The sequence below is a fragment of the Methanococcoides seepicolus genome (assembly GCF_023684405.1).
GTDB classification, from domain to species: domain Archaea; phylum Halobacteriota; class Methanosarcinia; order Methanosarcinales; family Methanosarcinaceae; genus Methanococcoides; species Methanococcoides seepicolus.
Genome location: NZ_JAGSOI010000074.1, coordinates 1 through 10,140 on the forward strand (window position 1 = coordinate 1; position 10,140 = coordinate 10,140).

6 protein-coding genes and 1 pseudogene are annotated in these 10,140 nt (G+C 37.9%); all 7 read right to left on the bottom strand.

What is annotated here, in order from left to right:
* Positions 1-185: 185 nt before the first annotated feature.
* The 7 genes and pseudogenes from KDK67_RS12565 to KDK67_RS12595 all read right to left on the bottom strand — a co-directional run bounded on the left by KDK67_RS12565 (position 186) and on the right by KDK67_RS12595 (position 9,575).
* The gene (locus tag KDK67_RS12565; RefSeq protein WP_250869146.1) at positions 186-1,025 is read right to left on the bottom strand and encodes an arsenite methyltransferase; all 840 of its coding nucleotides are present in this window, start codon (positions 1,023-1,025) and stop codon (positions 186-188) included.
* 680 nt (positions 1,026-1,705) lie between these two features.
* Positions 1,706-2,482: pseudogene (locus KDK67_RS14610) on the bottom strand (radical SAM protein); the annotation flags it as partial.
* Between the two features lie 868 nt (positions 2,483-3,350).
* Positions 3,351-3,590, bottom strand: a complete 240-nt coding sequence (locus tag KDK67_RS12575) for an ATP-binding protein (RefSeq protein WP_250869148.1) — start codon at positions 3,588-3,590, stop codon at positions 3,351-3,353.
* Positions 3,591-3,614: 24 nt separating this feature from the next.
* Positions 3,615-5,996 (bottom strand): histidine kinase N-terminal 7TM domain-containing protein, encoded by a 2,382-nt coding sequence (locus tag KDK67_RS12580; protein ID WP_276575159.1) that lies wholly within the window; start codon positions 5,994-5,996, stop codon positions 3,615-3,617.
* A gap of 552 nt (positions 5,997-6,548) precedes the next feature.
* On the bottom strand, positions 6,549-7,778 hold the full coding sequence (locus tag KDK67_RS12585; protein WP_250869150.1) for an ethylbenzene dehydrogenase-related protein: 1,230 nt from the start codon (positions 7,776-7,778) through the stop codon (positions 6,549-6,551).
* 315 nt (positions 7,779-8,093) lie between these two features.
* Positions 8,094-8,450, bottom strand: coding sequence for an anaerobic ribonucleoside-triphosphate reductase (gene nrdD, locus KDK67_RS12590; RefSeq protein ID WP_250869151.1), 357 nt, complete (start codon positions 8,448-8,450; stop codon positions 8,094-8,096).
* A gap of 486 nt (positions 8,451-8,936) precedes the next feature.
* On the bottom strand, positions 8,937-9,575 hold the full coding sequence (locus KDK67_RS12595) for a MarC family protein (protein ID WP_250869152.1): 639 nt from the start codon (positions 9,573-9,575) through the stop codon (positions 8,937-8,939).
* Positions 9,576-10,140 lie beyond the last annotated feature (565 nt).

The following is a 10,140-nucleotide window of genomic DNA, read 5'->3' on the forward strand; positions in this document are numbered from 1 at the left end:
ATGAAATATAGTCTTTTCAGGAGTGTTGCATTCTTCTCTAATTTTATCTGCTTGTCTAACTCTTCAACGGTCATATGCCGTTCAATAAAGATCCCCTCAGGTCTAACCATGGAACAGTCTATATAACGAATTAGTCTAATAATTTGGGGTTTTAACTATAATTGTCTATGATAGCTATCCGATGATCAGAACGGCTTAATTCCACTCACTTCAATGCTAATGACCGATTCAGCGATCTCTTTTGCTTCTTCCATGGAAATGTCCAGATCCTTTAGTATTGCAGTTACCTCATCAGGAGATACCATTGCAATAATCAGTTCAAAAGGATAGTTCGTCTCTTCTATTATCTCAATATCCTCAAACCCTGAATCCTTTATCGTATCCAGGTAATCTTTTTTCAGTATCGCGCCTGAAATACAGCCAATATAAGCCCCTGCTGATTCTTTTATCTTGTCAGGGATGTTTTCTAACAGGACCATATCCGATATGATGAAACGGCCACCGTTCTTAAGGATCCTGAATATCTCCCTGAATACTTTATCTTTTGAAGGGACAAGGTTGATGACACAGTTTGGGATCACAACATCAATGGAAGCATCAGCAATAGGTATCTCTTCGATGTCTCCCAGCTTGAATTCCACATTCGTATAGCCACCATTTGAGGCGTTCTCTCTGGCTTTCTTTATCATCTCCGGTGTCATATCCACACCTATGACCTTTCCTTCCTTTCCCACCCTAGATGCTGCAAGGAAACAATCAAAGCCTGCTCCCGAACCCAGGTCAAGAACAGTCTCACCCAATTTCAAAGATGCTAATGCAGTGGGATTCCCACAGCCAAGACCGAGGTTTGCCCCTTCCGGGATCTCATCAAGTTCTTTCTCAGAATAGCCGATATTCTTGCTTATTTTCTCTGCCACTCCACTCAAACTGCAGCATGGACTTTTCGTTGAACAGCAGGAAGATTCGGTTCTTGCTACTTCGGAATAACCTTGTTTTACCATCTTCTTTATTTCGTTTGGATCCATAATCAACCCTCGGTTCCATTTGTATGATCGCCATTCTTCCTGAATTCATTATGATAGAGGTTCCTGAACTGTTCGGTCAATCCTTTCCGGTAGAGGATGTTATACACGCAGAACGGTATCATCTGTCCGTTAGGAAGGATCTCTGTTATGCAGCATTTCTTTGCTCTTTCCAGATCTAAATTAAATTCGTCCATGAATGCATGAACTGAGATAAGGGTGACATTATCGATTATTTTGCCTGTATCTGAAACCATGCCCTGGAACAATGTACAATCACACTTTTGTTCACCATCGCCACAACACTTGTTTGTTTTGGACATGACCATATTGAGAGCATTGATAGATCTTTCGATCTTGGAAGTGACCTTTAGGTCTGCAATCGTGCGGTCAACAAGATAATCCCTGCAGGCACTGGAATTCAGGAATTTAGTTAGAGAAATGTTCTTTCCCTTGTGATTGTAAACATAGGAGCAAACTGAACAGGTTGGATGAGGGCAGGGAATGCTAATGAAGTTTTTTTTGTTCAATAGACCTCCTGTCTGGTTCTCGATCTCATGTAACACTTCAGGAATTGTAAGGGCTGTTTCTGTCTTCTTTTCCAGTTCATACCTTCCTGTCAGTGTAGCTGGCTGGAAATTGACCATTTTTATGTTTGTTTTCCCCAGCGCATAATCTATGATAGGGCCAATCTCGTGCTCATTTACCCCTTTGACAATGGTAGCTACCAGAGCAACAGTTAACCCCAGTTCTTCACAGTTCTCAAGCGCCTTCAATTTTATATCGATAAGTGGCCTTCCTCTAAGGGTTGTATAGGTATTGTCATCGAACCCGTCGAATTGAAAATATATTACTGGCTTACCGACTCCAGATACATCATTTTGCACGGTAGATTCTACCTGTTTTGCAAAATCCATGTCAGCAAGTTTTAGGCCGTTGGTGTTCAGGACCGGATAAAGGATATTTTTTTGGCCCATATATTCCAGAATCCCAAGGATGTCCGGATGTAATGTCGGCTCACCTCCACTTATCTGGAGTACCTCGGGTTTCTTCTCATGCTCAACGTAAAGGTCTATCATCTCCTTTACCTTTTCAAAAGGCAGTGTAAAAAGTCCTTTTGAATCTGCAAAACAAACCGGACAATTCAGATTACACATATCAGTTATCTCTATGATCCCTACACATGTGTGTTGTTGATGATCCTCACACAATCCACAATCATGAGGACAGCCCTTGGAAACAGGAGTTGGGTGCAAGGGTTTTGAACCGTGTTTGTTGTGCTTTATCACATCCAGATAATCATTGGCATCCGAATATACAGGAACTTCGAAAGAACCATGGTCCACACAATGCTTACGCAAGAAGACTATGTTCTCACGCAGTATTATCTGGCAATCTATAACTTCAAGACATTCAGGACACACGCTTTTTGATGTTCCTGCAATAAGTTCACCACTCAATAAGTCTTTTTGAGGCGATCTATTTACATCTGGAATCGTTTCAGGATCTTTTGTAATTGTAAATTCCCCCTCTTAACAGCAAATATTGCCTTTCCCCCTCAATATTACTATACTCTATTTTTTTCTTTAAAGTATATATAAGGTTAGACTTAATCCTGGAAACTGAAGAAAAGTCCTGAATGAATTCCCAGATGTTGCATGGTTATTGTTAATTGTGAATTCTTCTATAAACCGATGATAAAGCTATCAAGTTCGTTGAAGTTAAAGATGAAAATCTCTAAATTTGTTGGTATAAATATCCATAATACCTCAATCGAGGCATGAAAACAGGCCCGTAGCACAAATTCACTTCTATCTATAAGTGAATCTTGTTATTAGAATTAGTCACGAGCTCAGGGGGGCTGCTGGCCCTTGTGTTTCATTCACTCATATTATTATTCTTTGTCTATTGCTCCATTGATTATTTTATCTGCAACTTCCCATATCTTCATTTTCTTGCTGAATGCGTAGTTCCTAAGATATGCATGGGTTGTTTTGTTCATCAAAATTTGTGAATAATTTTGTTCGTCATATATTTTTGAAAACCTTCACAATTAGCTATCAATCGTGAGGACTTTCTATAATATATGATAAAGTTAAAAGAAGAACGGGGGGTAGGTTTCTCATCAGTTTAATATTTAGTAATGTGTCACTAAAAAAACACAACTACTTAAAAAATCACTGAAATTAAAGCTACATATACATGAATCATTATTTTTCATTGCATAATTATAGATCGAATCTGACTTTTAGGTCATATTCAATAGGTATCTATGGGCTAAATGATCGGTTCTACTAAATAAATGGATCAAAATATCTTTGTTTCTCATTACCGAGAGTCAGAATTTGGGATTGTAAAAGTAAAGGTACTGCCCACTCCCTCCTCACTTTCAACACGGATATTTCCACCATGCATTTCAACATATTGCTTGACAATTGCAAGGCCAAGGCCAGTGCCCCCATAACTTCTGGCAGTTGAAGAATCCGCCTGTTTGAAGGTCTCAAATATTTCTTCGTGTTTATTTTTGGGAATGCCAATACCGTTATCGGATACAGAGATCTCCAGCATATTATCACAATCAATAGAATTTATCTATATACAACCATTTTCAGGTGTGAACTTCAAGGAATTGCTTAATAGATTATACAATATTTGTTTCATCTTTAATCTATCAGCATACACTTCGATACTTTTAGAACGAGTTTGATTACAAATTTGAATGTTTTTTTCATCTGCCAACTGTTTTATAATACCTTCCACTTCAAAAAAGAAAATAGGCAAATTGAATCTTTCATATTCAAGTTCCATTTCCCCGCTTTCGATCTTTGAGATATCAAGAATATCATTGATCAGTTCCAGTAAGTGTTCCCCGCTGGTCATGATATTGTATGAGTAATTAGTTTCCTTTTCGTCCAGGTTACCGGAAGGATTGCTATTTAGTAACTGTGAGAAGCCGATGATGGAATTAAGAGGCGTACGTAGCTCATGGCTCATGTTTGCAAGGAATTCAGATTTAGCACGGTTAGCTTCTTCAGCTTTATTTTTAGCTTCAATTATCTCCATTTCAAACTTTTGGTGTTCACTTACATCCCTTGAAATTCCAAACAATGCTTTTTTGCCTTCCCATTTACCGACAGTGAATTTAGTCTCAGCAGGTATGCATGTTCCATCTTTAGAAAGAAGGGGAATTGAACAAAAATCTATTTTACCTTCAAGCATTTCGTTGTGAATTGATATAATCTCATCCATTCTTTCTTTGGGATGGACATCAATAGCTTTCATTGATGTAAATTCGTCTTCATTGTATCCCAGCTTTAACCTGGCTGATTCATTTGTTGATATAATGTTCCCAGATTCATCAAGCACAAATAAAAGGTCATTCATTGAATTAAACAGGCATTCAAGATCGGTCTTCTGCCTGCTCAGGATATCCTGTATTTTTGCTCTTGTGATATACTCACCTGTAAAAGATGCAATACTTTCAAGACCGTTCCTTGTTTGTTCAGGAAGTTCATTGTAAGTATGAGATGAAAGATTCATACTTGCAATGGGATTGCCTTCGAAATAGATTGGAATTGCAGTCATTGATCTCAATCCTTCAGACAAAAATACTTCTGATAGAATATCATTAGTGACATCTGATAAAATATCATAATATTTTTTGTATACCAGTCTGCCATCTCTTACAAGTTTTGCATTGAATGAATCGTTATCGTAATGTCTGCATTGTTCAATGAATTTTTGTGAAAGTCCATTATGTACGATCAGATCCAAGTTTCCGTTATCATCCACCAGATAAATTCCACCTGAATCAATAGCTTCGATTTTTACCAGATCTTCCATCAGAGAATTTAGTGTGCTTATAATGCCAGAACATGTCCCCATATTAATTGAAAGAGTATGTTGAGTGGACTGAATTTCTTCTGCGAGTTTTCGATATGTAATATTGTCCAAGACGATCATCCTTCCATTAATGTTACCACGTTTACTATAAAGGGGTGAGACATTAACAGCAAACCAGAAAGTTGCATCTGCAAGGCTTTTCTTCAGTTCGATCTTGTTCATTTCTTTGTTGTTATATTCAATGTCCAGAAGTTCAGACCAGTATCCAAGCACTTCTGAAGCAGGTTTGCCTATGTCTTTTGCAGACAGAGCAAGATACTTTTCTGCAAATTGGTTAATATCGACAATTCTCTCCTTTCCATCAAGAACTATGACACCGGAAGGTATATTCTCGAAAAGTAAACTGCGGGCAAGGGGAGTTATATCGAGCAATCTATAACGAAATAATCCGATGTATATCAGCATTGCACTTAGTATAAAAGCAAAAGGAACAGGGTCGATGGCCTTAGGAAAAAAACCTGCCAGATAAAGCAGATACACTGAAAACGGGATTAAAGAGCAGATAATCAGAATTACCAGATGCATGCCAAAAAAAGACTTGTTATATAACCACATCTTAAAGAAAAGAGCAATACTAAACATTATTAATATGATTGAATAGAACTGATTGAACCAATAATATATACCTGGTTCAAAGTATAAGCCAAAAAAAGGGCCAACAGTATTGATGTAAGCAACCTCGTGGAACAAGTGATGCTTTTCGCTGGTGAACACTAAAACCAGCGTGATTACCGGAACGACAAAGATAGCAGCGATCCTTGCAGGTTTAATCCATTGTTTTTCTCTTGTATAGCTAATGGAGAACAGAAATAATAAAACTGGGATCATTACGATACCAACGTACTGAAGCTTATAGAATATTAACGAAGTTTCCAATGTTGTCGAAGATATTTCCAATGCATAGAATATCGAATAGATTGCAAGAGAAAATAATAACATCGAAAAATAGGTGATATATTCTGAACTCTTAAACTGCCGGATGTGTAATGCCATTGCTATAAGTAAAAGGCTAGAAATTATTAAGAAACCCGAATATAAATTATAATGGATCGTGACAACACCTTCATTCAGTAAACTATTTTTGGACTAAAATAACCTTATACTTCAAATATGTTATTATATATATATTGAAATAATACTCTTATATTCTAAAACGAGATTATCAAATTAGCTCACAAATGCACCCATTCTAATTTGATTACATCAATCTCATACATAATTTACAAATGAATTCGTTTCTTTAGCTCCATTTTGCAAATTTATGGTCACAAGTAACTGATACAGCTTCCATCAAAAACTGTGCAAATATATTCCCTGGGCTGGGGGCATTTTCTACCATATAAGTGCAATGCATAAGCTACGCTCAGAGTGATGTCAGTAGTCTTGAAAAAAGAGTTATATTTTTAAAGGGAATAGCTAATTTGATGGTCTCGTAATTATTAAAAATGAAGATACCACAATTTGTGAGCGTAAAAAGGAAAGTTAGCATCACTTAAATCAGAATATATTATTAATATATAATTGAGAAACAGAAAGAGCATGTTTCTTCACTAAATAGTAAAAGAGGGAGTGAACGCCTTTTCACAACCACATCCTCTCAAAGAACCGTATTAGATGAAGGACTCAGACGAACTCCATGTAATACATCCGGGAGGTCATATGCTGATAACCATGTCGGGAGTTATCAAATATGGCAACCCCGAAGAAATGTTCCTCACTTGTATTGAACTGAATATCATCCTCATTGGCATTGATGAGGTCCCTTCCCAGCTCAGCTGTCCATATCCCATCTTTCCAGACAGCTCCAAATTGAATGTCAGCACGGCTACTGTCTGGAGTCCTGAGGGCCCGTTCTGGAACTATGGCATCCAAAACCTCATAGTTAGGCCAGTAAATGAAAGCATCTTCATCGCTAACACCTGTTTCTCCATCTCCGATGGTCTCACCTGCATCGATCTCTGCTTGAGTTAGGACCATGGCATCAGCAAAATCGAGAGGGTCCTTTTCCATGTATTTTGGGCGTGACTTGTCTGCAATACGGTTATGTGAATATGCACTGGTTCCTTCATCACCATAGCGGCCACCATCTTCTCCATTGATGGTATCGTTTGCCCAAACATCAACGTACTTGTCATCAGCATACCCGATCATAGAGATAGTTCCAGCAACAACCTCATGGGAATCTGGATCAACGATAAGGTCTGAGCTTGTTGTCGATGTCAGCCCTGTTCCTCTTCCTGCCTTACTATGCCACATATCAGCTCTTCCGTCCTTTAACCATGAATCATCAATGATGCCATGGGTGCTGACATGAGGATCGGTGTCCGTTGGATAATACATATGACATTTAGCCATACATCCCCCGGTATCAAAAGGTTCGCCCTCTATCTCTCCGATAGGCCAGAAGAAAGATATGCGGTCCTCGGATTGTTCTGGATTCAGTTTCATCCATTTTCCATCAATGAATGACCAGGAATCTCCACGGGTGAAACTCGCTGTTGGATCTGGCCAGGTCGCCAAAACGGTAAGACGAGTGTCATTATGAAGAGCTTTTAGTGTAACTGTTGTGTCGCTGTCATAGGCATGGCATCCAGCACAGTCGGTAATACTTGCGGGGTCTTGTGTATCGTATGTCTCACCGAGCGGTACGTTCAGTTCCGGGGCATCAGCCCATAAATCATCCACTTCACCATCCACCACTGGCACATTAGTGACCTCGATAACATTCAGTTTACTTTGATCGAATAGCTGCTCTGGTCCGCCCTCCCCTTCGTCCTCAACACAGCCGGATGTTAGTATAATGAGCACCGACAGTATCGCCATTAGTGCTTTACTTGCATTTCTTGATATCATTATCTTTTCCCCCCACTCTGTTGGTATCGATGTCTTATTCCCACAGACATTTAGTTACTCAATATTTAATTGTGGACTAATATCTTCTGTAATAAATAATTTATATTTGCCATTCAAAAATATATGAGTATCTCAGTTTAAACTTTGTGCTTTGATCATTTGGTTTTTTCCTTTATTTTGATCTCTGAAATCAATGGATCTGTTAAAGAGCACAATGAATATTCTGATGATATATCTAATTCGAATTTGATTATAATGAGTTGAAAAACAGATAGATAAGTAGACCTCCAATTGTCCCTTTATCTGTAGATCACATCATTTTACATCAGATCGCACCCGGTCTTTAAGTTCCTGCCTTTTTGCAGCGTTCCATCCACTAACATTTGATATATATCCGGTTACCCTTGAGAGTTGGTGGACATTGTGATTCATACAATCCGGGCACATTGGTTGGTCGCATATGGGACACTGTGCAATGTTGGCAACGGTCTCATGAGCGCATTTCTTCCCATTAAGTGCTACCCATGCGTGAACAGGGCATGGATTATCTTCATTTGTTTTCATAGGTTGTCCATCATTGAACTCATTACACCATTCTTTGCACCTGTTAATGAATTCATTCTTTGGGAGTGCAAAAAGCTCTTCTGTTGACATTGTTTGTAAATTTGACATGTTTCATTTCTCCTGTGTTATGATATATTCTTGAAAGTTAGTTTATTGATTGATAACGGTTTTTGACCCCATAATTGAATATCAATAAAGCTAAACTGGTAACAGAGTTGATAATATATGCCGGAAATTTTCATCAGATTCTCAACCAAATGTTCAGGAGTCTGATGGTCCCTGTGTTTCTTCACTCTTTTACTGTTTTCTTCTATCGAGTCCTTCAACAAACAGCTCATTGATAAGTTCCCAGATTTCGTGCGTATTCTATAAAGCATAATTTCTAAGCTGAGAAGGAATCTTTTTTGTTATCAAGACCATAGAGTGAATTTGTGGATCATACATTTTTGTAGTTCCACCAGAATTAGTTATTCAGTGGGGTAACTTTCGACTATATAAATGAAAGTTGAAAAATAATTCTTATTATTGGTGAAAGAAAAAAGATTCAGGATAGAAATCAACATCGATCTTTCCAAAAGATTTCGGTGGTCACATTTATAGTGGATTCAGACTCAAATAAATTCCCCAGATCCCACTGGCGATCATACTCACTGAAATTGCACCCAGGAACAGGCCAAACAGTCTGGTAAGTACCAGCATTCCATTATATCCTATTTTTTTGTGTATTCTTCTGGAAAAGAGAAATGTTACCAGGGTTATTGAATAAGTTAGTACCAATGCGAGCATAATGAGCGTTTTTTGCTGAACTAATCCAGCGGTCTCTGTAAGAACTATGACTGTTGTTATGGTGGCAGGACCTGTTAGTATAGGCATTGCAATTGGGAAGATCCAGATATCGTCACGTTTAGAAGATTCATCCATCTCTTTATCAGTAATGCTTTCTCTTGAGGTCTTAGCCTGCATCATTTCAAAAGCTATCATGATAAGTAACAGACCACCAGCAACTTTCAGTGAATCAAGACTGATCCCAAGAACATCCAGGATAATGTTTCCCGTAAACATGAAAAATACGGCAATGACAAAAGCTAAAGCAACCGATTTCTTTGCAATTACATTCTTTTCATCCAGGGTCAGATTATTGGTGAGCGTTATAAATGTAATTACTGCGGTAATTGGGCTCACAATGACGAACAATGTGATAAATGAATAAATGAAATAACCCACAGGATTCATTGATCAATATAAGTGTACATTGCTTAAAAAATATACGATTGTAATATTTTCTTGAGATGATTTTGGGTGCAAAATGGTACTTCCATTCAAATTTTTGAAATTTTAAAAAGGAAATGGGAGCATTTTCTCTTCAGCTATCCACTACTGTTTTCAAGCGATCATTTCATTTTAATTTCGAATAATAGTTACAAGGAAATAAATCTCTCTTAAAATAATTAAACGTCTTGCCCATATAGTAACTTATTTTAATCTACAACCCAATATAGTGTATGGGTATGGGAGTAGTATTATATGAAGCGAGTTGGGGGAACTTGTGGGGGCAACAGTTCACTGAAAGGTGGCATTTTCTGATAAATGACTCCTATACCCATTATTAAAGTGATCTTTTACCTTTTTCATCTCTCTGGTATGTATCATAAAACCCTCTTGCATAGTATCGTCGGCTAAGTCAGAGGGATTACTCCCTCTTTCTCGCCTAAGAACTGTACGTGAGACTTTCGAACTCATACAGCTCAAGCATCTCTTAACCCGTTAGGGCAACAGTTATTTTTGGATTATTGGCATG